This is a genomic window from Gluconobacter cerinus, from assembly GCF_002723935.1.
GTDB classification, from domain to species: domain Bacteria; phylum Pseudomonadota; class Alphaproteobacteria; order Acetobacterales; family Acetobacteraceae; genus Gluconobacter; species Gluconobacter cerinus.
In genome coordinates this window covers 257,651-279,693 of record NZ_BEWM01000001.1, presented here as the reverse complement: position 1 = coordinate 279,693, position 22,043 = coordinate 257,651, and the positions used below count along the sequence as shown (strand labels likewise).

The following is a 22,043-nucleotide window of genomic DNA, read 5'->3' as shown; positions in this document are numbered from 1 at the left end:
ATCGTCGGAATTGCAGGAGGGGTCATTACCCTCGCTGCAATTTTCTATGTGATTATACTGATCCGTTTCTAGGAACGGACTTTCAGCCAGCCTGCTGGATGGCTGACAGGATCCAGTTCCCGCGCCCGTCCGCGCGGACAAACGTCCAGAGTTCCGTAACGGTGACGGGCTCTGTTGAGCTTCCATCAATCACATTGCCAAACGAGTCGGTCGTGACGTCCGTCATGGAATAACGCATGGCAACCGTTGCATAGGTCAGGTTGCGTTCACGCCAGGCTTCAGACAGATCGCCACGCTGGAACTGAACATTGGAAACAATGTTACGTGCGCCACGGCTGGCGAGATCAGAAAGCTGTTCGTTGAAGTATCCAGCCATTTCCGGTGTGGTCATGCTGGAAAGCGCACGTGTATTCTGTGCACTCCAGGCTGCCTGGATATCAAGAAGGAGGCGCTGGAAGCTGGTATAATCGTCGTTGCTCAACGTGACGGGAGCGCTTCCTCCAGCCGCATTGAACGGAGCACTGCCAGACATCCCGTTTGCTCCCGTCTTGCGACGATTAAACAGCCGAAGAACGAACATAATCAGCGCACCAATCACGAACACCTGGAACAAAAATCCAAGGAATGACGTGCCGCCGTTCATGCCACCAAAGAACCCGTGCCCACTCAGCATTCCGAACAGACCAGCGCCCAGCAGGCCTCCTGCAAAACCTGTCATGAACGGATGGCGGTTTGGAAAGGACGGGCGATAACCCGGCGTCATGGGAGCCATCGGACGGGGAGCGGTCTGTGCGCCATAGTTGGACTGCGGCGCCATTGTCCGGTCCATTGGGCGTGTCCAGCTCGGCGTGATGGATGTCCGTGGAGGCGCACTCCAGGTGCGTGAACCACGGCTCCCCATAGAGGCACCGCCACCCGGACGGGCATCGGCGGAACCCAGCACGCAAAGTAGCGCACAGGCGACGGAGAAAAGACGAAAATTACGCATCAAAGTCCTGCAATGCTCATGCCATCAATCCGGATGCTCGGCGCATTCACGCTGCTCCGGAAGGAAAGATCGCTGGCCGGAACCATACGGGAGAACATGTCCCGAAGATTTCCGGCAATCGTGAGTTCCGCAACGGGCTCAGCAAGCTCGCCGTTACGGATCATGAAGCCGGAAGCCCCTCGGCTGTAATCACCCGTCAGCATATTGATGGATGATCCCATGAGTTCCGTGACCAGTATTCCTTCCTTTATATCGGAACGCAGATCCCCTGCGGAAAGATCACCTGGTTCAAGATGAAGATTTGTCACACTTGGGCTCGGTGGACCTGAAACGCCTCTGCTTGCGCGCCCGTTGGACCGTAGGTCAAGCTGACGGGCGCTTCTGGAATCCAGCAACCATGTGGTGAGAATGCCGTCCGAAATCAGATTCAGAGCTGTCGCAGCGCAGCCTTCACCGTCGAAGGGGCGCGAGCCCGCACCACGAATACGGCGAGGGTCGTCACGAACTGTCAGGCCAGCGGACAGAATACGCGTCCCCATGGCTTCTTTCAGGAATGATGTGCCTCTCGCAACGGATGCGCCATTGATGGCACTCGCCAGATGACCCAACAGGCTGGAGGAAACCCGCGGATCATAAATGATGCTGTATGTGCCAGTCTTCGGGCGAGAGGGGTTCACGCGCGAGACAGCACGTTCTCCTGCCTCGCGGCCGATAAGGGCAGGTGCGTCCAGATCTTCTAAATGGACGGTGCCGTGATGAGCATAGTCCCGCTGCATCAGGGCGCCATCACCGGCCAGTACGCTGGCGCTGATGGAGTGCCCTGTACGGCTGTAACGCCCCATGAAGCCCGCAGACGTACCAAGCGCAATAACTGTGCGTCCGTGTCCGGCAGAAGCGCCGTTCGTGTTGGTAACACCAGACACAGCCAGGGCAGCGTCTTCCGCTTCTCGTGCGCGCGCCAAGAGCGCGTCCATGTGCGGTGCTGCCGTGTCTTCCAGATCCAGACCGGACGCATCAAAGTGTCCAACCATGCTGTCAGGCGCAAGACCGCCAAAGCGATCTTCTGGTACGACGAGCGCCATGGCACAGGCCTGTTCTGCCAGGCGATCAAACTCGGCCTCATCCAGAACGCTGGTTGACACCGATGCGGCTTTTTGGCCCCGGAAAACACGGAGACCAAGCGCGACACTTTCTGAGCGCTCTATGCCTTCAGGGACACCTTTCCGAACCATCGCGGATTCGGATTCATTTCTGATGAACACGGCATCAGCGTGATCGGCACCATGTCGTTTGGCAGCGGCGAGGAGGGCCTCAATGGGCGTAGTGGTCATGCAGCAAGCCTCGCAGTGATGTCTTCAATGGCAGGCACATTCTTTACGGGCCCGATAGCCGTGAAAGTTGGGGTGCCTGCAAAGATGGTCTTCGCAACCCGAAGAATGTCAGCTTCCGTTACGGCATCAATTTTGCCGACTGTCTCCGTGACAGGAACAGGGCGGCCATGAACCTGGATCTGGCGTGCCAGCTGTTCGCACCGGCTACCCGTGCTCTCCAGAGACATCAGCAGGGATGATTTGAGCTGCGCCCGGGCACGAGAAAGCTCTTCAGATGTCAGGCCGTCCTGAAGGCGCTTGAGCTCGTCAATCATGACCGGTACCAGTTCCGCCACTTCAGCTTCGCCCGTTCCCGCATAAAGTCCGAACAGACCACTGTCGCTGAATGGGGAGGCAAACGAATAGACGCTGTAAACCAACCCGCGACGTTCGCGAATTTCCTGAAAGAGCCTCGAAGACATGCCGCCGCCCAACAGGGTGGACAGGATCATGACAGCGTAATGATCAGGGTGGTGATAGCTGACAGACGGGAAGCCCATCACCAGATGGGCCTGATCCAGTTCACGCGTTGTGCGGATGTCACCCCCGGCATAGTCCGCATTGCGGGGCGTTGGGGTCTGATGAGTGGGAAGGTCGGCGAAGTGCTCTTTCACGAGATCCACGACCTGCTGGTGATGCAGATTGCCGGCCGCGGCGATCGTGATGTTACGCGTGGTGTAATGTTCACGCATGTAGCCCATCAGCGTCTCACGCGTCATGCCTGAAACGAGCTCTTCCGTTCCTAGCGTCGGGCGGCCCATCGGTTGAGCCGGGAAGGCACATTCCTGGAAGTGATCGAAGATGATGTCATCTGGAGTATCGTTGGCCTGCCCGATTTCCTGAAGGATGACACCACGCTCACGCTCGATTTCAGCATCCAGAAACGTGCTGTGCGTCAGAATGTCCCCGATAATGTCTACACCAAGCGTCAGATCCTCCTTGAGGAGCTTGACGTAATACGCGGTTGTTTCCCGCGCAGTGTAAGCATTGATATGACCACCGACATTCTCGATTTCTTCGGCAATACGGGCTGCGGACCGTCTTTCTGTGCCTTTGAAGGCCATATGCTCGAGAAAGTGGGAGACGCCGTTGTTTTCGGCAGTTTCGTCGCGTGTGCCGATCGAAACATAGGCGCCGAAGGATACGGTCTCAACGCGTTCCATGCGTTCCGTGATGATGGTCAGACCGTTGTCGAGCGTGGTGACTTCAATCGTATCGGGCATGAGTTTCCGTAAAATCATAAAAAGACAGGCTCCCTGAGATGGGGAGCCTGTAGGAAGGAACAAGCCTGTCAGTGGCGGCGGATGTGGGTGCGAACCGCATCCTGAATACCGGCGAGCTGACTGCTCATGGTGTCATAGCGCTCTGGGCGCTCGAAAAGATCAGCGAGGTGAGGCGGCAAAGCAGCCTTGATTCCGGTCGCTGCGAAAACAGCATCCGGGAATTTGGCAGGATGTGCAGTGGCTGCCGCAACCATCGGAATGCCCGGCTCCTGGAAGCGCTTGCCGACTGCCAGGCCGATCGCCGTATGGGGATCCGCCAGATAGAGGCTTTCGCTGTAGAAGTGACGCATGGCTTCGCTGGTCTGCTCATCACTGAGCGTCATACCGTCAAAGACGTCTTTCATGCGCGTCCACGCATCGTGTGGTACGGCCATCCGGCCAGTTTCACGGAATTCTTTCATGATCGCAGCGCAACGCGTCGGGTTGCGGTCCAGAAGTTCGAACAGCAGACGTTCGAAATTGGACGAAACCTGAATGTCCATGGACGGCGAGAGGCTTGGCTCCACCGTACGGACGCTCATATCGTTTTCAATCAGAAAGCGCGTGAGAATGTCATTGCGGTTCGACCCAATGCACAGGCGACGGATGGGGAGGCCCATCTGGCGTGCGGCCCAGGCTGCCAGCACATTGCCGAAATTGCCGGTCGGAACGGAGAAAGACACTTCGCGGTCTGGTGCGCCCAATGCCAGTGCTGCCCGGACGTAATACGGGATCTGGGCGGCGATACGGGCCCAGTTGATGGAGTTGACGGCGGAGAGAGAGACTTCGTCGCGGAACGTTGTGTCTGCGAAGAGAGCCTTTACCATGTCCTGACAGGTATCGAAGTCACCTTCGACGGCAATGTTCAGGATATTGTCATCCGGAACCGTTGTCATCTGGCGGCGCTGAACTTCTGACGTCCGACCTTTTGGGTGAAGAATGACGACGGACAGGCGCTCGCGGCCACGGCAGGCTTCGATGGCAGCCGAGCCGGTGTCACCGGATGTCGCACCGACGATCGTAACTTTCTGGTTCCGCTGCGTCAGGACATGATCGAACAGGCGGCCGAGCATCTGCATCGCCATATCTTTGAAGGCGAGCGTAGGACCATGGAACAGTTCAAGTGAGAAAAGGTCCTGCTCCACTTCGCACAGTGGCGCGACGGCGGCGTGATCAAAGCCTGCATAGGCGTCCCGGGCCATGTCGCGAAGAGTATCGCGGTCAATGGCGCCTTCGGAAAACAGGGAAATGACTTCGGCAGTCAGGTCCGCGTAGGAGAGGGTGCGCCATTCACGGAACGTCTGGGCGCTGATTTTTGGCCAGCTCTCCGGCATGTAGAGACCACCGTCTCCAGCAAGGCCGGCAAGGAGGATGTCGGAGAAGTTGGGTGCGTCGGCGGTCAGGTCGCCGCGAGTAGATCGGTAGCGCATGGGAAGTTTATATCACGACCTTCTATGGCAAGGCGATGCGAAGAATGTGCGGTTTTCCATCTTCTGATGTCAGAACGGCAACCTGATGACTGTCAGAAACCGCCAGTGCTCCAGCCTCGAGAAGGCGAGTATCCCGGATGAGGATCAGAGGATTGCGTTCGCTGCCGAACTGAAGGAGAGCGCCATCCGTAAGGTTAGACATGTAGAAGACGTTTTCAGGGCTTAGGGTGATGCCGCCGAGGCTCGGCGTGTCGCGCCATTCTACAATGCCATCAAGCTGCTCAACAGGCGTGAAAGCCGGATCTGTCAGGAGAGAGGCGTCAATCCGATATAGAGGGCCGCAGGCAGGCATGTAAAACAGCCATTGCCCCTTTGCGTCGAGCGCTAGAAACCGAACATTTCCGCCAGTCAGAGGGTGCCCGTCTGGTCCGTTGGTAATTTGTGCGTTGCGCGTGAACGGTCTGCGTCCTGTGACGGATGGATCATAGGGCAGAAAGCGCTGTGCTTTACCGTCCTTCAAGGAAACGACAACGAGGGCCGGTTTCCCTTCGTCCGTCACATAGGCAAAGCTTCCATGGACCTGAAGTGCCGTGAGATTGCTGCCTTTCAGCGTTCCACCGACGAATGGCACCTCTCCAAGGAGCTTTCCATCCACAGAAAGATGAACAAGCTTAGCCTGAGGCGACACTGCCAGGCCCCAGTAATCCGATCCTGCCTGCGTCAGAAATGCGAGGGGCGGGATTTGTTCCTGCTCAGCGGCATCAATCGGAAACGGATGAGTGTGATTTTGGGAATCGAGTAAAACAGGGCGACCCTCTTCACTCAAAGCCAGGAAAGTGTCTGCGCCATGTGGAAGCAGGGAGCCAAGCTGAACACGATCAAGCGCAGCATCAGCAACAATCTGTGCTGACTGCGGAGCATCTTTCCACGGATGGTCTGCATAAGCAGGTGAAGAGAACAGACCAGCAGCGCCCAGAAGGGCGCTCGCGACGGAATATAAAAACCGGCTTTTCATAGCTCCAGACATCGGCCCGTCCAGAAAATTTGGCAAGCCTCAAACAGGACTAATAATCCAGCGTGGCTTCTCGCTCCGTTTTTTCTTCTCGGGTTTTTGAAGAAAGAATGCGGGCTGCATGACGTTGCACGGGCGACAGTGCCGGTCGTGGGTTGGACAGCCAGGGGGCGTGTTCATGCTCAACCGGGAAAAGCACGGCTGCGTGCATAAGCAACGCCGCATCTACAGTCATACACTCAATGGACCAGCGTTGGTCGGGCATCCGGGCAATGTAATGACCGGATGCCGTTTGTCTGATTTCAATAGGGAACGTGCGCGTGGTCATACCCTGGCGCACAGTTGCATAAACCAGGCCCGGAACGCTGCCTGTCCGTTGTTCAAGATGCATGGTCAGACGCCTCTGGCTAGTCTTGTTACAAGACGTTATGACGCCGAGAGTCTGAAAATTTCGTTAACGCCTCATGGTGTTTCTTTGGGTTGTCTTGCCGAAATCTTCTCGAAGGAATGGATTTTCAGGGCATTTGGCCGCATCACTGACGCATGACAGGTCATTACAAGCCAGATCCGACGCGTTTTGCTTTTGACTGCTTCGCCAGAGGCGACCTCGCGAGCGCTGAAAAATCCTTTCGTGACATCCTGGCTCATGACCCTGCGCAACCTGATGCATGGCACGGTATGGCCTGTCTGGCTCGTGCTCGCGGGCAGAATGCGACAGCTATTGCGATGGCGGGACGGGCTTTGCAGGCTGGTGGCCTTCCAGCATCAAGATCAGCACGTGTTCATATCACATTGGGGTTGGCACTCGCTGCAGAGGGCCACTTTGAACCCGCACGTGCGGCTCTCTCCGTAGCGCGAACATTGCAGCCTGCTGACCCGCGCGCTCATGCCGCGAGTGCTGAAGTCTTTTTGCTTCTGGGGCAACGTAAAGCGGCCTGTGAAACTCTGGAGGAAGCGTGCGCCCTTGCGCGAGACGATGTCGAATATCTCACAAGGCTTGGTGAAATCTATCTGCAGGATGGGCGTCCGGATAAGGCACTTTCCTGTTTTGACAGAGTGACGAAACGTGCGCCGCGCGATGGGCGTGGCTGGGCTAATCTCGGAGCGGCGTTTTTTGAAAGCAGACTTTTAGAGTCAGCCCTGCAGGCTTTGGAAAAGGCATGTGAGTTGAGAGCCCGAACCGGAGCAACCCTGAATAGTCTCGGCTTGGTTCAGATGGCTCTTGGGAACTTGCAGGAAGCACGCCTAACCTTGGAAGAAGCGCTAGGTTTTGCTCCCGAGGATGCCCGGATTGCCAATAACCTTGGAACGGTTCTGATGGAGATGGGCGAGGAAGAAACAGCCAAGCGGCTTTTTTCGGCCATCACTGATCGGACGTCTGGTTACGAGCAAGCACAGGCTCGCTTCAATCACGCGACTATTTTGCTGGGAGAAGGTGAGTTTTCGGAAGGTTGGCAGGAATTTGAAAGTCGACATCGCCTTCTGAATACGCCGCAGTCTTCTCCAGCGTGGGATGGCTCCGAAGGTGAATTGCCGATTGTCGTGACGGCAGAGCAAGGTCTGGGAGATAGCATCCAGTTTTTGAGGTTTCTGCCTTTAGCCGCCACCAGACGACCTCTCCGACTGCATTTTCCAGTGGCTGCGTTAGTAAGCCGGATGCCTACGATGGACCATGCTCGGATTCTGGAACCAGAAGGGCCCGTCGCAGGAGAAATCAGTCTTCTGAGCTTACCATTTGTTCTGGGGCTGGCGGGCCAGGGAGGAACAGCGCCCTATCTGGAGGCCGCGTCGATTGCGGAGCCGCGGGTTGTTGGACTCTGCTGGGCGGGAAATCCGTCTTACAGGTTTGATCGGCGTCGCTCTCTAAACCTGGAATGGCTGGAGCCGTTGCAACGTGTTGAGGGCATTCGTTTTGTATCCCTTCAACAGGGAAATTGCCCGGAATGGATGGAAAAGGTCTCTCTCGAAACCCCCGAAGAGCTTACGGACGCCGTAGGGCGGTGCTCGCTTGTTATTAGTGTGGATACCGCGGTTGCACACATGGCCGGTGCCGTGGGTCGCCCGCTTTGGCTGTTGAATCGCCGAGGCGGTGACTGGCGGTGGAAAACAACTCCCTGGTACCAGAATGTGCGGCAGTTCAGGCCAGAAGGCTTCCTGCCAGAAGCATGGCCACCCGTTGTGGAACAGGTGGCCGAAAACCTCAGAGAGTGGGCGCAGCAACAGCCTTCTTGACGGTTTGTGGCGTCAGGGAAGCAAGGAGTGTTTCACGTATATGGGCTAGGCGCGTTGGATCTGTGATCTTCATGCCCAGAAGGTCACGAACATAGAAAACGTCCACAGCCCGCATTCCATAGGTGGTAATGTGAGCAGAGGAAATCTGAAGCGACTGCTCGCTTAGCGTCGTTGTGATGTCATGGAGCAGGCCAGATCTGTCACGACCATTGATCTCGATGACAGTATGCCGGTCCGAAGCGGTATTATCGATCACTACACGGGGTGGAACGTGAATAGCGCGCATCCGACGGGAAGCTCCGCGATGACGCGCCTCTGCGATACCCTTCTTCAGGTCAAGGCGACCGGACAGGGCCTGCTCAACCAGATGATTAAGACGCCCAAGCTGGTGAGGATCTTCAAAGGAACATCCATCAGCGTCCTGAACCCAGAAAGTATCCAGAGCCATGCCATCGCTGAGGGTATGGATGCGGGCATCCACGATGGATGCGCCTGCGACAGCAAGGGCGCCAGCAATCTGTGAGAACAGTCCTGGATGGTCAGCACAAAGCACGGTCAGCTCCGTCACGCCGCGTTCCGGAATTGGATAAGCCTCGACCGTGACCGGTGAGCGATATCGGTCTGAATCGTGGATCATGCGCGCATGGCGCATATGCGTATCGGTGTCGAAACCGAGCCAGTAGCTGGGATATCCGAGAGCCAGAAAGTGCTCGATACTGCTTTCTGGCAGCAACGAGCTCAGACCATCCCGGGCCAATTCACGAGCATGCGTGACGCGGCCGTCCTGCTCCGTTGCGGCCAGTCCGCCTTCCAGAACTTCTGCTACACGGGAAAACAGCTCACGTAGAAGCGTGGCTTTCCATGCATTCCAGACTTTGGGGCTGACGGCGCGCATGTCAGCGATTGTCAGGAGGAGGAGAAGGCGAAGGCGTTCCGGAGACTGAATGGTGTCTGCAAGATCAAGGATCGTCCGGGGATCATCAATGTCTCGGGTGAATGCTGTCTGGGACAGCAGCAGATGATGCAAAACGAGCCACGAAACTGTCTCTGTCTCTTCAGGATCCAGACCCAGTTGCGGGCAGATGGTGAGGGCCAGATCCGCCCCGAGCTCCGAATGATCGCCGCCACGGCCCTTGGCAATGTCATGGAGAAGGACCGCGACATACAGGGCCCGGCGTGAGCGCAGATCCTTGGCGAGCCCATAAGCCAGCGGGATCTCATCCGCCATATGACCCGCTTCGATCTGGCCCATCATACGAACGGCCTCGATGATGTGCTCGTCCACCGTATAGATGTGATAGCTGTCGAACTGCATTTGGCCGACAACGCGTGACCAGTCCGGAAGCAGGCGACCGAGCAGGCCGGTTTCGTTCAGAATGGGAAGCCAGAACGGAACGGTCTTTGTTTCATCCGCACTTGGTTCACAAAGCAGATTAAGAAAGATCTGCGCTGTTTCCGGATCATCCCGCAGTTCAACGGCGTGCCGTTCGTTGCGGATCAACTGCTGAATGGCAAGTGGGTGCAGTTCCAGATCATGCCGGCGCGCGCAGTCCAGCATTCGGAACATGTCACGTGGGTTCTTTGCAAACGTGACCGGATCAACAGGGCAGAGGCGTCCCGCAATACGTTCGAAGCCTTCGGGCCCCGGAAGTGCTTCCGGATGAGTGTCGCTGGCCTGATCCTGCAGGCGCATCAGCACGATCGGCTGAAGAACATGCGTCAGGCGCATGACGTCCCGTGCCGTCAGGAAGTAGTGTCGCATGAAGCGTTCGACACCGCGCTGACGTCCGTGCGTGGCATAGCCCATCCGGCCACCGATGACGGGCTGAACGTCAAAGGTGAGTCGCTCTTCCGCGCGGCCGGTGATGTAGTGAAGGTGCAGCCTGACCGTCCAGAAAAAATCCCACGCACGCCGGGCGCGGTGGGTTTCACGGTTGGTCAGGAGGCCAAAAGAAATAAAGGATGGTGTCGGGACGGCTTCGGCAGGGGCCGTGCTTTGGTCTGGCGTTGTAATGGCGCAGCCAAGAGCAGCACGGCCCATCCAGTTCAGCGTTTGAAGATCACGGAGGCCGCCGCGGCCTTCCTTGATGTTCGGCTCAACCATGTAGGGGTTGTCACCAAAACGGCGATGGCGCAGCTCACGCTCTTCAATCTTGCCACGGACAAAATCGCACAGCGTGTCGTTCTGGAGGTCCGCGCCAAGGGCTGAGCGGAGATTACGGGCGAGCGTCCGATCACCATAAAGGGGGCGCAGGTCCAGAAGGGCCGTGCGGATGGTCAGATCTTCGGCCACGTCCTTGATGCAGGCACTGATGGAGCGCGTCGCATGACCGACTCGGAGGCCAAGATCCCAGAGGGCATAGAGAATGAACTCAATGCGTGTGGTCAGGGCCGGAGACGCATCTTCCGGAATGAGAAAAAGGATGTCGATATCGCTGAAGGGGGCGAGAAGGCCCGCTCCATAGCCGCCGGTGGCACACAGACAGAGTGGCTCTTCGGAGGACGCATTGTCCTGCGCGGCAGAAAGATCAGCCAGTGCACAGACAACGCTGTCGGCCTGAGCCGCGAGCGCGCGTGCCGCATCAATCCCCGAGATCAGGCGCTTTTCGAACCTGATGCGGATATCTGCATGGCCATTGCCAAGATGACGACGAAGGATGGAGAGGACGTCATCTCGGGACGTCAGCCCCTGTGCGGCGGCAGTCTGAAGAGCTGTTTGCAGCGACGGGGTCATGGCTTTGCGGTCAGACAGGGTCGTATCCGTATCGTCAGCGAAAGGGGAAGGAAGACTTTCGCCCCAGAAACCAGCACTTTTCAAGTCCTGTCTCCTGTAGCGAGGCGTTTAAGATCATATAGCGCGGCTAGCGCCTCTCGGGGAGAGAGATCATCCGGATTGATGGTCGTAAGCGCATCGAGGGCCGGAGAGTGCAGAACCTGCGGCTCCGGGGCGTCTTCTGATGCGTCTGCAACGGCTTCGAACAATGGCAGCGAAGAGCGGGCTTCAGCCTGTTCACGTTCGAATGTGCTGAGAAGCCGGGAAGCACGGTTCACCACCGATTGCGGAATCCCGGCCAGTTTGGCCACATGCAGGCCCCAGCTCTTACGGGCTGAGCCAGGGCGGACTTCATGTTGGAAAATGACTTCGCCCCGCCACTCTTTGACGGCCATAGTGTACGGAGCCAGACGCGGCAGAAACTCGGTCAGAGCACCCAACTCATGGAAGTGCGTAGCGAAAATCGTGCGCGAGCCAAGCTGGGTGTGAAGCGCCTCAAGCGTAGCCCAGGCAATAGAGAGGCCATCCAGCGTTGCCGTTCCACGTCCAATTTCGTCGACGACGACAAGAGATTTGGGACCAGCCTGATTGAGAATGGCAGCAGTTTCAGTCATTTCCACCATGAAGGTGGAGCGCCCACGCGCCAGATCGTCTGCACCACCCACACGGGAAAATAGCCGGTCCACAACACCAATACGGGCACTTTTCGCCGGAACCGGCAGCCCGGCCTGCGCCATGATCACGGCAAGAGCAGTCTGGCGGAGGAATGTGGATTTACCCGCCATATTCGGGCCGGTGAGGAGCATGGCGCGGTGTTCTGGGGGGAGAGCGCAGTCATTGGGAATGAAGCGTGCGTCCGCGCTGCCGGTTTCTGTGAGGGCGGCTTCGACAACAGGATGTCGGCAAGCGACAAGCTCGAAATCGGTATCGTCCGTGACAGTTGGGCGGCACCACGAGCCTCCCTCTGCCAGAATTGCGCAGGATCGTAAGACGTCTGTCAGGGCAAGATATTCTGCGACTTCGTCCAGCGCGGGGGTTTCGAGAATACGGGTGCAGAGCGCTGTGAAAAGGCGGCGCTCCAGCGTGCTCGCTTTGTCTGCTGCCTCGAGAATGGCGCGGTCCAGCGCAGCGAGTTCTTCAGTGGAGAAGCGTGCGAGGCTGGCTGTGCCCTGTCGGAAAGAAAGCTCAGGCCGTTCTTTCAGCTTCGCCCCGGCTGCAACAGGGACCTCGATGACGTAACCCAGTTGAGCATGATGGCGGATCTTGAGATTGCCGATCCCGTACTCTTCGGAGAGGCGCCCCTGAAGTGCTGCGACGATCCGTCGACTTTCATCCCGGAGTGTCCGGTATTGATCCAGCTCAGCATCAAATCCGACGGCGATGAAACCACCGTCCTCGATGCGTGCAGGCAATTCTTCCGCAAGCGCAGCTTTCAGCGTGTCCAAAAGGGCATCGGCGCGGCCATAAAGGCCAGCCGTCAGCGTGCGAATCAGAGACGGTGTGCTCTTGTCACAGGCCGGCTGGAAGAGGGCTGTCAGGTCGTCAGCGGCAATCAGAGTATCGCGGATGGATGCGAGATCGCGCGGTTGGCCACGTCCTGCTGACAGGCGGCCGAGGGCGCGAGCCGGGTCTGGTGTGCGTTTAAGAATATCGCCCAATGCGGCTGTAAAACCCGGAACGGATTGAAGCCACAGCCATGCGTTCTGACGCTCGGTGATGGTAATGGCGTTAGTGAGTGGAGAGGAAATCCATTGAGAAAGCAGGCGGGAGCCTGCTGCTGTGACGGTGCGGGAGATCACACCGAACAGGCTGTATTTCGTCTCCCCATCACGGGTGCGCAGAATATCGAGGCTGGCGCGGGTTGCAGGGTCGATCCCGAGCACGCCGCTGATGCCCTGCGGCATTGGGCGCGAGAGTCTGGGAAGCGCTCCGGCCTGACTGCGCTGAACATAGTGAAGGGCCATGGCACAGGCGATGGCCTGCTCGTCCGGGAAGTCTCCGAGCGCATCAATCTGTGCCACCCCATAGGCACGGGAAATCAGAGTGCGGGCGCTATCCAGAGACGGCGGAACAGCGACTGGTGCAAGCCGACTGGCGTGGTCTGCCGGGATGAGCTCTGGATCGGAAAGAACTTCCGCAGCGTCTAGGCGGGCCATCAGCTCTGGAAGGGCGACTTCAGGCACGGACGTTGTCTCGAACGCGCCTGTAGAAATATCGATCCAGGCTGCGCCAATCATTTTGGAGCGGCGGTCTCCGGAGCGGGCAATAGCCAGAAGCAGATTGGCGCGGCCAGCTTCGAGCAGTTCGTCTTCCGTCAGAGTGCCCGGAGTGACGACACGGACGATCGCACGGGGAAGAGGGCCTTTCTGGCCTTTTTGCGGTGCCTGCGTTTGCTCAGCAACAGCGACGCGAAAGCCTCGGCGAATCAGACGAGACAGATAGGCCGGTGCCGCTGCAACCGGAACGCCGCACATGGGAATCGGCTCGCCGTTATGATTGCCCCGTGCTGTCAGCGCGATATCGAGTGCCATCGCCGCTGCCTGGGCATCTGCGAAAAAAAGCTCGTAGAAATCACCCATTCGGAAGAACAGAAGAGCATCTGGCTCCTGATGCTTGAGCGCGAACCATTGCGCCATGGAAGGCGTAGCATTGGCGGCAGAAGGCAGGGGCATGAACGTGCCGATGGGTCCGGTCTCCGGTGGTGAGATATGAGGAGGGGAAGGGAAACTACCGTGTCCCTGCCGGTGTGTGAACCGGCAGGATCAGTGTCTTAGCGTGTGCGTCTTCTGGCGATGCGCGTTTGCAACGCTGCGAGCACGTCACTGAGTTTCAGAACCTTCAGGGCGTCGAGAGAAATGGCGTAGACCACGCCTCCGAACACGATCAGTGCGCCCAGCATGCTCAGGCGCCAGATTCCGTGCCAGTTCGGCAGGTCGGGAGCGGCGAACTTCTGTGCTGCGGCAACCCAGAGGGCCATCATGAGAGAGGCGCCGATTATGCGGGCTGAGCGGCTTTTCAGTCGTGGGTCAGGCTGGAAGATGCCACGGCGATGCAGCAGCACGGCCAGAATGGCAACGTTCACGACCGCTGCAATCGTGCTGGCCAGTGGAGGGCCTACATGAGCCAGTGGTTTGTAGAGCGCTAGATTGAGCGCCAGATTTAATCCAAGGGTAAAGAAGCCAATTCGGACGGGCGTGCTGGTATCCCCTTCCGCGAAAAAGCCGGGCGAAAAGACCTTGATGAGTACAAATGCTGGAAGCCCAAGGGCGTAGGCCCGCAGGGACTGGGCAGACTTCAGTGCATCTGCGACCGTGAAGTGACCGTAGCTGAACAGGCCAGCCATGATTGAGGGAGCCAGTGCAATCAGGCCCATCGTTGCGGGAAGCGTCAAAAGCAGGGCGTAATCGAGGGCCCGGTTCAGGCTGGCATGTACGGAAGCGCGGTCGTTGTTGGCCACGTGTCGCGTGAGAAGCGGCAAGAGGGTTGTACCTGCCGCCGCACCAAGAACGCCAAGAGGGAGCTGGTTGATCCGGTCCGCGAAGTACAGAATCGACGGGGAGCCAACGGGCAGTCTGGTGGCAATGATCGTGTCCACCATCAGGTTCATCTGTGTGACACCCGATCCGACGAGACCCGGCCCCATCCGTCGCATCAGACCACGGATATCTTTTGAAAAGCTGGGGCGGACGAGATGCGGCGCGACACCGGCCCGATGAGCGGCCCAGTAGAGGGCACCCAGCTGGACGATGCCCGAAATAACGACACCCCATGCACTGGTCAGGGCAACACTGTGCCAGACATAGGCCCCCAGAAAGATCGCTGCGATGCCGATGATGTTGAAACTCAGATAGGCGGCGGATGCAGCGCTGAATTTTCCCAGACCATTCAGCACACCGGAAACCAGAGCCGCCGCGCAGATCATGACCATGTAGGGGAAAGTGATCTGTGTCAGCGTCAGGGCCATCTCAAAACGCTCGCCGTGAAAACCGGGGGCAAGAATCGAGATGATGAGGGGCATGCACAGTTCACAGATGATCGTCAGGATCACCAGCCATGCCACCAAAGCGGACAGGGCCTGCCCCGCAAAACGCAGGGCTGCGGTGCGTCCCTCAGTCTCATACTTGGCGGTGAACATCGGCACGAAGGCTGCGTTGAACGCGCCTTCTCCGAACAGTCGCCGGAACATGTTCGGCAGGCGCAGGGACACCAGATAGGCGTCCTGTGCAGGGCCGGCTCCAAGGAAGGCAGCAAGAAGCTGGTCACGAATCAGGCCCAGAACACGCGAAAGCATGGTCCAGCTGCCAACTGTCAGGAAATTGCGAAGCATTTCCTGTCTCTAGCGTATCCCGCTGACGGGTAACATATCCTCCTGAAGCCAGAAGGAACGATTTTTAGCGAAGAACAGTCTCGCGAGCGTAAAGTTTTTCCGATGGACGCGTCATTGAGGGGCGAACGGCAGCCAGACCGATACAAAGCAGAACAATTTCCAGCGTCAGCATGACACTCGCCCAGAAGATGCCGGGCAGGCCCAGAAAGCTCGTGACGTGATGTGCGACAGAAGGCGTGAAGGCGCCAAGGGCAGCAACGACCAGAAGCGGCAGAATGGGCCGAAGGAGAGACGCTGTCATGAGAAGTCTCCTGTCATATTCCTGTCATGAGGCTCGCGTTTTTTGATACGCTGCGTCAAGGAAAAAGAGGAAACTCTCGATCCCGTCTGCGTGTTATTTTGTATCATGGTCAAAACCGCATTTTCCTCATCTCCATCAGACACCGCAGAACTCTTACGAAGGCTGGAGCGGCTCAAGCGTCTGGCCTGGGTTCTGAACTCGGCTGTCCGAATTCCCGGGCTTCGCTTGAGAGCGGGTGTTGATACGGTCTTGGGGCTCATTCCCGGAGGAGGGCTGGCTCTTGGAACGCTCCTGTCCCTCTATATTGTCTGGGAAGGCCACCGGATGGGTGTGGGAGCAGCAACTGTGCGCAAGATGCTGCTTAATGTGGGCATCGAAGCGGTAGTTGGTGTTGTTCCGCTAATGGGGGACCTGTTCGATACTGTGTTCAAGGCCGACATGCGCAATGTCCGCCTGATTGAAGAGGCGCTGGCCCGGCCAGAAACCGGGGTGCCCTATAATTCAGTGATCGAGAAGAATCCGGCGGACGGCCTCTTCTACCCGTCCGGGCGTCGGTTTTGAGAGCGGTGTGAACCATCGCACGAGATGCCCTTCACGGTTCACGAGGTACTTATAAAAATTCCAGCGGGGGCGAGATAAAAATCCGCCCTCTTTACCCAACCATTTGAAGAGCGGGATGGCATCTGGCCCTTTGACATGGGCTCTGGCCGCCATAGGGAATGAGACCCCGTAATTGCGGTGGCAGAATGTCTTGATCTCTTCTGCCGAGCCCGGTTCCTGCTCTCCAAAATCATTCGAAGGTACGCCGAGAACCGTCATGCCGTCCGGGTAGTCGCGCCCGTAGAGGGACCACAGATGCTGCAAGCCTTCATACTGGGGGGTAAAGCCGCATTTCGAGGCTGTGTTGACGATCAGGAGTGGCCGACCACGGAACTGGGAAAGATCAATTGTTTCCCCAGACAGCCCGGGCAGGTGGAAATCATAGGCGCAGGTCATGGTTTCTCCCCCTCATTTTCATCTACTGTAATATCATACTGCTAAAGAGGCGAGAGCAGGGCTGGACATGGCGCTGTCATGCAGACAGGTTGTGCAACCGTTCTGTTTTTGAAAGGGAGCTTGCCTTCGTGATCCTGCGCGTCCTGATCGGCATGGCCGGTCTTCTCTGTCTTGGCGCGTTATTTTCCACGAATTGGCGGGCGATCGACTGGAAACTGGTTGCGCGTGCCTTAGCCCTTCAGGTGGCTATCGCAGCCGTAATTCTCTGGATTCCCGCCGGGGCACATGGGCTCCACATGATTTCCGGCGCCGTGACCAAGGTCCTGTCTTATGGGGATCAGGGAAGCGCCTTCCTTTTCGGTGGTCTTGTAGGTCCGAAAATGGACACGATTTTCGGGGAGGGAGGATTTATCTTCGCCCTCAAGGTTCTGCCTGAAATCGTGTATGTCGCGGCGCTTCTGGGACTGATGCAGCACTGGGGTGTGCTTCAGTTCCTGTCGCGCATCATCGGTGGCGCTCTCGCGAAAATTCTTGGCACCACGCAGCTGGAATCTTTTTCAGCCGTTCTGACCATTTTCCTTGGCCAGAGTGAAATGCCGATTGCGCTCCAGACCTGCTTGGCCGGGCTTTCTATTGGAGAATTAGCGACTGTTCTGTGTAGCGGGACGTCATCTATCGCAGGCTCGGTTCTGGCAGGCTATGCGTCGCTAGGGGTTCCGATGGAGAACCTGCTCGCTGCGTCTGCAATGGCCATTCCGGGTGGCCTGCTGTTTTCACGTGTTCTGTTTCCCGGCCCGAGGCATGTCAGCACAGAAATTGCTGGGGCGGATCATGGCCATCACAGCATGTTTGAGGCCTTGGCCGAAGGTGCCATGAACGGTGCCAAAATCGCGGTTGCAGTCGGGGCGGTTCTGATTGCCTTTGTTGGCATTATTGCCCTGACAGATGGTCTTCTGGCGATGGTCGGGCTGTCTCTCGCGCAAATCCTCGGTTACGTTTTTGCGCCCTTTGCCTGGCTGATGGGCGTGCCGTGGTCTGAGTGTGTGGTGGCGGGTGGATTGCTCGGTCAGAAAATCGCTTTCAACGAGTTCGTCGCCTACGTGAATCTTTCTCCCATGATTCATGCGCATATCCTGTCGCATCGAACCATCACGATCCTGTCTTTCGCACTGTGTGGATTTGCGAATATTTCCACCATTGGCATTTTGATTGGTGCGTTTGGCAGTGCGGAGCCGCGCAGGCGGACGGATGTATCGAAGCTGGCGGTTCGCGCCGTGGTGGCCGGTACACTTTCCAACGCCATGAGCGCTGTGATCGCCGGGCTGTTCGTCTGAAAAGCCGATTATTCCAGCGTCGGAGGCCGGTCCAGCAGCAGCGTTCTGGCCTCTTCCAGTGTAAGTTTTTCTGAAAGCAGATGGGTGATCGTCTCAAGGATCGGGACATGTACGCCCATCTTTTGAGCGAGCGCCACGAGCGCCGGCGCGGTCAAAACGCCCTCCGCAACCGTTGTACGGGAAGCGAGGATTTCTGACAGGGGGCGACCCTCTCCGAACTCGATACCGAGACTGTAGTTCCGTGAGCCCCGTCCGGTACAGGTCAGGATCAGGTCTCCAACGCCAGATAGGCCCGCCAGAGTGGCAGCACGTCCCCCCAACGCTTCAGCCAAGCGCGCAATCTCGGCGACAGCTCGGGTGATAAGGGCTGCCCGGCCATTTTCACCCAGGCCTGCTCCGATCACGATACCCGCGCCGATTGCCACAACGTTTTTTGCTGCTCCGGCAAGCTGCACACCCGCAACGTCATTACTGGCATAGAGGCGAAACGATGACGAGTTGAGGATACTGGTGAGATGTTTTGCCAGCGTCAGATCCGTGCTGGCCAACGTCGCTGCTGCCGGAAGGTCTTTTGCAATTTCAATGGCGAAGTTTGGCCCCGAGAGAACGGCAGTTGGCCGATCAGGCATCGTTTCGGCGAGTACGGTAAGTGGCAGAAGCGAGGTCGCCTGTTCCAAGCCCTTACAGCACGTCACGACCGGCACACCTGGAGCGAGAACACCTTCCAGTGCGACGGATACGGACCGGGCAGTCTGAACAGGCACAACCAGAAGCACAACGTCCGCATGTGTTGGGAAAACGCCTGTAACGGTGACCGCGTCAGGAAGCTGGATCCCGGGCAAGCGAGGAAGCTCCCGGACGCCACCAGGAACAGGAGTTCGCATCCAAAGTGTAACGCGTGCTCCAGTACGGGCCGCGGCACATGCGAGAGCCGTTCCCCAGGCGCCTGCGCCGATGACTGCGATATGGCGCCCGTTCATGTTCATTCCTCTACCAGACGTTCAATATGCACCTGCATGTCGTCTTCCGGGTCATCCGTCGCAAGCCCCTGCTTCAACGCATTCAGGACGCGCGCGGCATCTTCTTCAAATCCGAAAGGAGCATTCACGACCAGCATTCCGCATCCATTCAGGCGAGACGGATCCAACGCCGGGCGCAGAAGAAATTCACACGCAAGAATATCGCGAATGCCTGCATCCTTCAGAGCGTTGTAAAAGGCCCGAACCGGAGTGCGGTGCTTGATGGGATACCAAACCGCGACAATGCCTGCGCGAAAGCGATTGCGGATCAGCGAGATCGCCTCAGCACATTGCGTAAAGTCGTCCAGCTTCTCAAATGGTGGATCAATCAGAACTAGACCACGCTTCAGATCTTTAGGGGGGAGAAGCGCGCGCAAAGCTTCGTACCCGTTGCGATGATGAATGGAGACCTGCGGGTCATCCCGGAAAAGGCGACGTAACGGACGAACGTCTTCTGGGTGAAGTTCGCAGGCTACAAGCTGGTCCTGGGGGCGCAGCGCATGGCGAGCGAGGGCCGGTGATCCCGGATAAAGGCCGAGGTCGCGCACTGCGGACAGATAATCCTGAAGGGCCGGATCTTCCGAGTCCAGAAGTCGGCCGATCCCGCTTTTCCATTCGCCGGTTTTCTGGGCTTCTTCAGAAGACAGGTCATACTGTCCGCAGCCTGCATGTGTATCGAGAACACAAAATCCCGCAGGTTTGCGGGCGAGGGACTTCAGAAGCACCAGAAGGATCGCGTGTTTCATGCAATCCGCAAAATTTCCGGCGTGGTAAGCGTGTCTGTAGTTCACGGGAGACGGGTTCCGGCTATGGAATCAGGAAGGGCTATGAGCGGGATGACGTTCCGCAAGAGGCCAGCGGGGGCGGGCCGCGACATCTATTTCGTTGGGATGCTCACCGGCATGAAGGCGCTCAAGGGCTGCCCAGCCGATCATGACAGCATTGTCCGTGCAGAGGCGAAGCGGAGGAGCGATAAATGGAATGCCGTGGCGGTCTGCGACAGTCTCCAGCGCACAGCGAAGTGTCCGGTTCGCAGCCACACCACCTGCGACGACGAGTGCGGTCGCGTTTGGCGCCATTGCAAGCGCGTGTTCCGCACGGTCTGCCATGACATCTGCCACAGCCTGCTGGAAGGATGCGGCGACGTCGGCAGCGAACTGGCGCGGAAGAGCGCCTGATCCCAAGGGCTCAATCAGGCGGCTGACGGCTGTTTTCAGGCCGGAAAAAGAAAAGTCGCAGCCGTCACGCCCTTTAAGCGGGCGGGGAAGTGCAAAAGCATCAGCGCGGCCTTCCTGTGCCAGTTTTTCAAGAGCAGGCCCACCCGGCCAGCCAAGACCAAGCATTTTGGCAACTTTGTCGAAGGCCTCGCCGGCTGCGTCATCAATGGTGCCGCCAAGGCGCACGTACTGGCCTGTCTGCTCCACGGAAATGCACTGGCAGTGACCGCCTGAGACCAGCATCGTCAGGAAGGGAAATTGAAGATCGGCCTTAAGAGACGGCAGGCGGGCCGTCAGGACGTGCCCTTCAATGTGATTGACTGCAATGAAAGGTCGACCCAGTGCGAGAGCCAGCCCTTTTGCATAGGAACTGCCCACAATAAGCCCACCAATCAGGCCCGGGCCAGTCGTTCCTGCGAAGGTATCAATGTCCTGCAAGGTGAGGGCGGCCTTGTCGAGCACGGACTGGACAAGGGCGGGCAGGGCATCAAGATGAGCTCGTGCTGCAATTTCCGGTACGACGCCACCAAGAATGGCGTGATCGTTCTGTGAAAGAACACCTTCGGCGAGAATGGTGCCGTCATAGGCCAGAATAGCGCAAGCGGTATCGTCGCAGGACGTTTCGATCGCCAGAAGGGGGCGGGATGCAGCAGGGTCAGACATGGCATGCATTATGACCGAGTCTCTCATATCATGACAGCCCCGCCTGAATGAGCTACAGGTGCGGTCCATGAATGCTTCCGTCCTGTCTTCCGACGCCCTTCAAAAGGTCGCGGCGGAAGCCGTCCGCCGATCTCATGCCGCCAGCCCGTCCGGCCAGCGCAAACTCCCACTCAGAGTGGGCTCGCGCGCGTCACCGCTGGCGCTGTGGCAAACGCGGACGTTCCTGACACGTCTGACCCGTTTTTGCCCGGTCCTGCGTGACATGGGAGCGTTTCAGGAACATCAGATCAGCACTGAAGGTGATCGTAACCTCAGCCAGCGTCTGGCGGAAATTGGTGGCAAGGGCCTGTTTGCCAAGGAAATCCATGAAGCTCTTGTAGCGGGCCGGATCGACTTTGCAGTTCATAGCCTCAAGGATCTCGAAACCAATCTCCCTCCCGGTCTTGTCCTGGCGTGCACGCTGAAGCGTGAAGACGCCCGCGATGCCATTATCCTGCGTGACCGGTCCACCAAAGTTGACCCGGCTGATCCGTATGCCTCTCTACCAGAGGGTGCCCTGATCGGTTGTGCGTCCGTCCGTCGTCAGGCGCAGATGCTGAGCCGTCGCCCGGATCTCCGGTTTGGGCTGCTGCGTGGCAATGTTCAGACGCGTCTCGACAAGCTACAGGCGGGGGCTTGTGATGCCACGCTTCTGGCCCTTGCGGGACTACGGCGTCTCGGGATGGAGGACCGTGTCGATATCGTTCTTGAGCCAGACCAGATGCTGCCAGCCGCAGGGCAGGGTATCGTCGGTGTAACGGTACGCGAGAGTGACACGGAACTGCGTGAGCTTCTGTCTGCCATCGAAGACCCGGAAGCCCGGGCCGTTTCAACTGCGGAGCGTGCTTTGCTGGCCGAGCTTGACGGCTCCTGCCGAACACCAATTGGCGGATATGCCAGAATTGAGGCTGGCGTACTGAAGCTGACAGGTATGGTTGCGAGCGAAGACGGAACGTTCCTGATCCGCCGTGAAATTACTGGTGCGCCACTTGAGGCCGCCCGGATGGGAACGGAACTGGCAGACGAGCTGCGCCGCAATACGCCAGCTGCAATTTTTGCCGAGATGACACGCGCCTGATC

General features: G+C 58.0%; 18 protein-coding genes. 4 read left to right on the top strand and 14 right to left on the bottom strand.

All coding sequences use genetic code 11. From position 1 onward, the window contains the following. Positions 1-82: 82 nt before the first annotated feature. From GCE01_RS01260 to GCE01_RS01235, 6 genes are all read right to left on the bottom strand, one after another. Positions 83-988, bottom strand: a complete 906-nt coding sequence (locus GCE01_RS01260) for a Tim44 domain-containing protein (RefSeq protein WP_099210404.1) — start codon at positions 986-988, stop codon at positions 83-85. Continuing rightward, entirely contained in the window at positions 988-2,319 is a 1,332-nt protein-coding gene (locus GCE01_RS01255) for a TldD/PmbA family protein (protein WP_099210402.1), read from the bottom strand. The genes GCE01_RS01260 and GCE01_RS01255 overlap by 1 nt, the downstream gene beginning before the upstream one ends. Continuing rightward, positions 2,316-3,581: a M16 family metallopeptidase gene (locus tag GCE01_RS01250; RefSeq protein ID WP_099210400.1), complete on the bottom strand. Its 1,266-nt coding sequence runs from the start codon at positions 3,579-3,581 to the stop codon at positions 2,316-2,318. The genes GCE01_RS01255 and GCE01_RS01250 overlap by 4 nt, the downstream gene beginning before the upstream one ends. 68 nt (positions 3,582-3,649) lie before the next feature. Beyond that, positions 3,650-5,050 (bottom strand): threonine synthase, encoded by a 1,401-nt coding sequence (gene thrC, locus GCE01_RS01245; protein WP_099210398.1) that lies wholly within the window; start codon positions 5,048-5,050, stop codon positions 3,650-3,652. Positions 5,051-5,072: 22 nt separating this feature from the next. Then, entirely contained in the window at positions 5,073-6,065 is a 993-nt protein-coding gene (locus GCE01_RS01240) for an NHL repeat-containing protein (protein ID WP_099211082.1), read from the bottom strand. Positions 6,066-6,114: 49 nt separating this feature from the next. After that, positions 6,115-6,453: a hypothetical protein gene (locus tag GCE01_RS01235; RefSeq protein WP_233126245.1), complete on the bottom strand. Its 339-nt coding sequence runs from the start codon at positions 6,451-6,453 to the stop codon at positions 6,115-6,117. A gap of 152 nt (positions 6,454-6,605) precedes the next feature. Between GCE01_RS01235 and GCE01_RS01230 the strand changes: the two genes are divergently transcribed. After that, positions 6,606-8,294, top strand: a complete 1,689-nt coding sequence (locus tag GCE01_RS01230) for a tetratricopeptide repeat protein (RefSeq protein WP_099210396.1) — start codon at positions 6,606-6,608, stop codon at positions 8,292-8,294. On the opposite strand, the gene GCE01_RS01225 is transcribed toward GCE01_RS01230, so the two are convergent. The 4 genes from GCE01_RS01225 to GCE01_RS01210 all read right to left on the bottom strand — a co-directional run bounded on the left by GCE01_RS01225 (position 8,263) and on the right by GCE01_RS01210 (position 15,695). Beyond that, positions 8,263-11,112 (bottom strand): [protein-PII] uridylyltransferase, encoded by a 2,850-nt coding sequence (locus GCE01_RS01225; RefSeq protein ID WP_099210394.1) that lies wholly within the window; start codon positions 11,110-11,112, stop codon positions 8,263-8,265. The genes GCE01_RS01230 and GCE01_RS01225 overlap by 32 nt on opposite strands. Continuing rightward, positions 11,109-13,739, bottom strand: coding sequence for a DNA mismatch repair protein MutS (gene mutS, locus GCE01_RS01220; RefSeq protein ID WP_099210392.1), 2,631 nt, complete (start codon positions 13,737-13,739; stop codon positions 11,109-11,111). Before mutS ends, GCE01_RS01225 begins: the two co-directional genes overlap by 4 nt. A gap of 98 nt (positions 13,740-13,837) precedes the next feature. Next, positions 13,838-15,394 carry a murein biosynthesis integral membrane protein MurJ gene (gene murJ / locus GCE01_RS01215; protein WP_099210390.1) on the bottom strand — a complete coding sequence of 519 codons (1,557 nt, stop codon included), beginning with the start codon at positions 15,392-15,394 and terminating at the stop codon, positions 13,838-13,840. Positions 15,395-15,458: 64 nt separating this feature from the next. Beyond that, positions 15,459-15,695, bottom strand: a complete 237-nt coding sequence (locus GCE01_RS01210) for a hypothetical protein (RefSeq protein ID WP_046899673.1) — start codon at positions 15,693-15,695, stop codon at positions 15,459-15,461. A 105-nt stretch (positions 15,696-15,800) separates the two neighbouring features. Between GCE01_RS01210 and GCE01_RS01205 the strand changes: the two genes are divergently transcribed. After that, positions 15,801-16,256, top strand: coding sequence for a DUF4112 domain-containing protein (locus GCE01_RS01205; RefSeq protein ID WP_099210388.1), 456 nt, complete (start codon positions 15,801-15,803; stop codon positions 16,254-16,256). Here GCE01_RS01205 and GCE01_RS01200 read toward each other — a convergent pair. Continuing rightward, positions 16,197-16,691 carry a glutathione peroxidase gene (locus tag GCE01_RS01200; RefSeq protein WP_083956279.1) on the bottom strand — a complete coding sequence of 165 codons (495 nt, stop codon included), beginning with the start codon at positions 16,689-16,691 and terminating at the stop codon, positions 16,197-16,199. The genes GCE01_RS01205 and GCE01_RS01200 overlap by 60 nt on opposite strands. A gap of 89 nt (positions 16,692-16,780) precedes the next feature. On the opposite strand from GCE01_RS01200, the gene GCE01_RS01195 reads away from it, so the two are divergent. Then, positions 16,781-18,025: a NupC/NupG family nucleoside CNT transporter gene (locus GCE01_RS01195; protein WP_099210386.1), complete on the top strand. Its 1,245-nt coding sequence runs from the start codon at positions 16,781-16,783 to the stop codon at positions 18,023-18,025. Positions 18,026-18,033: 8 nt separating this feature from the next. On the opposite strand, the gene GCE01_RS01190 is transcribed toward GCE01_RS01195, so the two are convergent. The 3 genes from GCE01_RS01190 to tsaD are packed head-to-tail and all read right to left on the bottom strand — an operon-like array spanning position 18,034 to position 20,933. After that, positions 18,034-19,011 (bottom strand): NAD(P)H-dependent glycerol-3-phosphate dehydrogenase, encoded by a 978-nt coding sequence (locus GCE01_RS01190; protein ID WP_099210384.1) that lies wholly within the window; start codon positions 19,009-19,011, stop codon positions 18,034-18,036. Then, complete coding sequence (locus tag GCE01_RS01185; RefSeq protein WP_099210382.1) at positions 19,008-19,835, bottom strand: 23S rRNA (adenine(2030)-N(6))-methyltransferase RlmJ; 828 nt, start codon at positions 19,833-19,835, stop codon at positions 19,008-19,010. The genes GCE01_RS01190 and GCE01_RS01185 overlap by 4 nt, the downstream gene beginning before the upstream one ends. A gap of 24 nt (positions 19,836-19,859) precedes the next feature. Beyond that, positions 19,860-20,933, bottom strand: a complete 1,074-nt coding sequence (gene tsaD, locus GCE01_RS01180; protein ID WP_099210380.1) for a tRNA (adenosine(37)-N6)-threonylcarbamoyltransferase complex transferase subunit TsaD — start codon at positions 20,931-20,933, stop codon at positions 19,860-19,862. Between the two features lie 58 nt (positions 20,934-20,991). Between tsaD and hemC the strand changes: the two genes are divergently transcribed. Beyond that, positions 20,992-22,041 carry a hydroxymethylbilane synthase gene (hemC, locus tag GCE01_RS01175; protein ID WP_064273994.1) on the top strand — a complete coding sequence of 350 codons (1,050 nt, stop codon included), beginning with the start codon at positions 20,992-20,994 and terminating at the stop codon, positions 22,039-22,041. Positions 22,042-22,043: the final 2 nt, after the last annotated feature.

Bases quoted from the DNA above. Each gene is read 5' to 3' on its own strand.
- GCE01_RS01260 (WP_099210404.1), bottom strand. From the start codon at position 988: ATGCGTAATTTTCGTCTTTTCTCCGTCGCCTGTGCGCTACTTTGCGTG.
- GCE01_RS01255 (WP_099210402.1), bottom strand. From the start codon at position 2,319: ATGACCACTACGCCCATTGAGGCCCTCCTCGCCGCTGCCAAACGACAT.
- GCE01_RS01250 (WP_099210400.1), bottom strand. From the start codon at position 3,581: ATGCCCGATACGATTGAAGTCACCACGCTCGACAACGGTCTGACCATC.
- thrC (WP_099210398.1), bottom strand. From the start codon at position 5,050: ATGCGCTACCGATCTACTCGCGGCGACCTGACCGCCGACGCACCCAAC.
- GCE01_RS01240 (WP_099211082.1), bottom strand. From the start codon at position 6,065: ATGAAAAGCCGGTTTTTATATTCCGTCGCGAGCGCCCTTCTGGGCGCT.
- GCE01_RS01235 (WP_233126245.1), bottom strand. From the start codon at position 6,453: ATGCATCTTGAACAACGGACAGGCAGCGTTCCGGGCCTGGTTTATGCA.
- GCE01_RS01230 (WP_099210396.1), top strand. From the start codon at position 6,606: ATGACAGGTCATTACAAGCCAGATCCGACGCGTTTTGCTTTTGACTGC.
- mutS (WP_099210392.1), bottom strand. From the start codon at position 13,739: ATGCCCCTGCCTTCTGCCGCCAATGCTACGCCTTCCATGGCGCAATGG.
- murJ (WP_099210390.1), bottom strand. From the start codon at position 15,394: ATGCTTCGCAATTTCCTGACAGTTGGCAGCTGGACCATGCTTTCGCGT.
- GCE01_RS01210 (WP_046899673.1), bottom strand. From the start codon at position 15,695: ATGACAGCGTCTCTCCTTCGGCCCATTCTGCCGCTTCTGGTCGTTGCT.
- GCE01_RS01205 (WP_099210388.1), top strand. From the start codon at position 15,801: ATGGTCAAAACCGCATTTTCCTCATCTCCATCAGACACCGCAGAACTC.
- GCE01_RS01200 (WP_083956279.1), bottom strand. From the start codon at position 16,691: ATGACCTGCGCCTATGATTTCCACCTGCCCGGGCTGTCTGGGGAAACA.
- GCE01_RS01190 (WP_099210384.1), bottom strand. From the start codon at position 19,011: ATGAACATGAACGGGCGCCATATCGCAGTCATCGGCGCAGGCGCCTGG.
- tsaD (WP_099210380.1), bottom strand. From the start codon at position 20,933: ATGCATGCCATGTCTGACCCTGCTGCATCCCGCCCCCTTCTGGCGATC.
- hemC (WP_064273994.1), top strand. From the start codon at position 20,992: ATGAATGCTTCCGTCCTGTCTTCCGACGCCCTTCAAAAGGTCGCGGCG.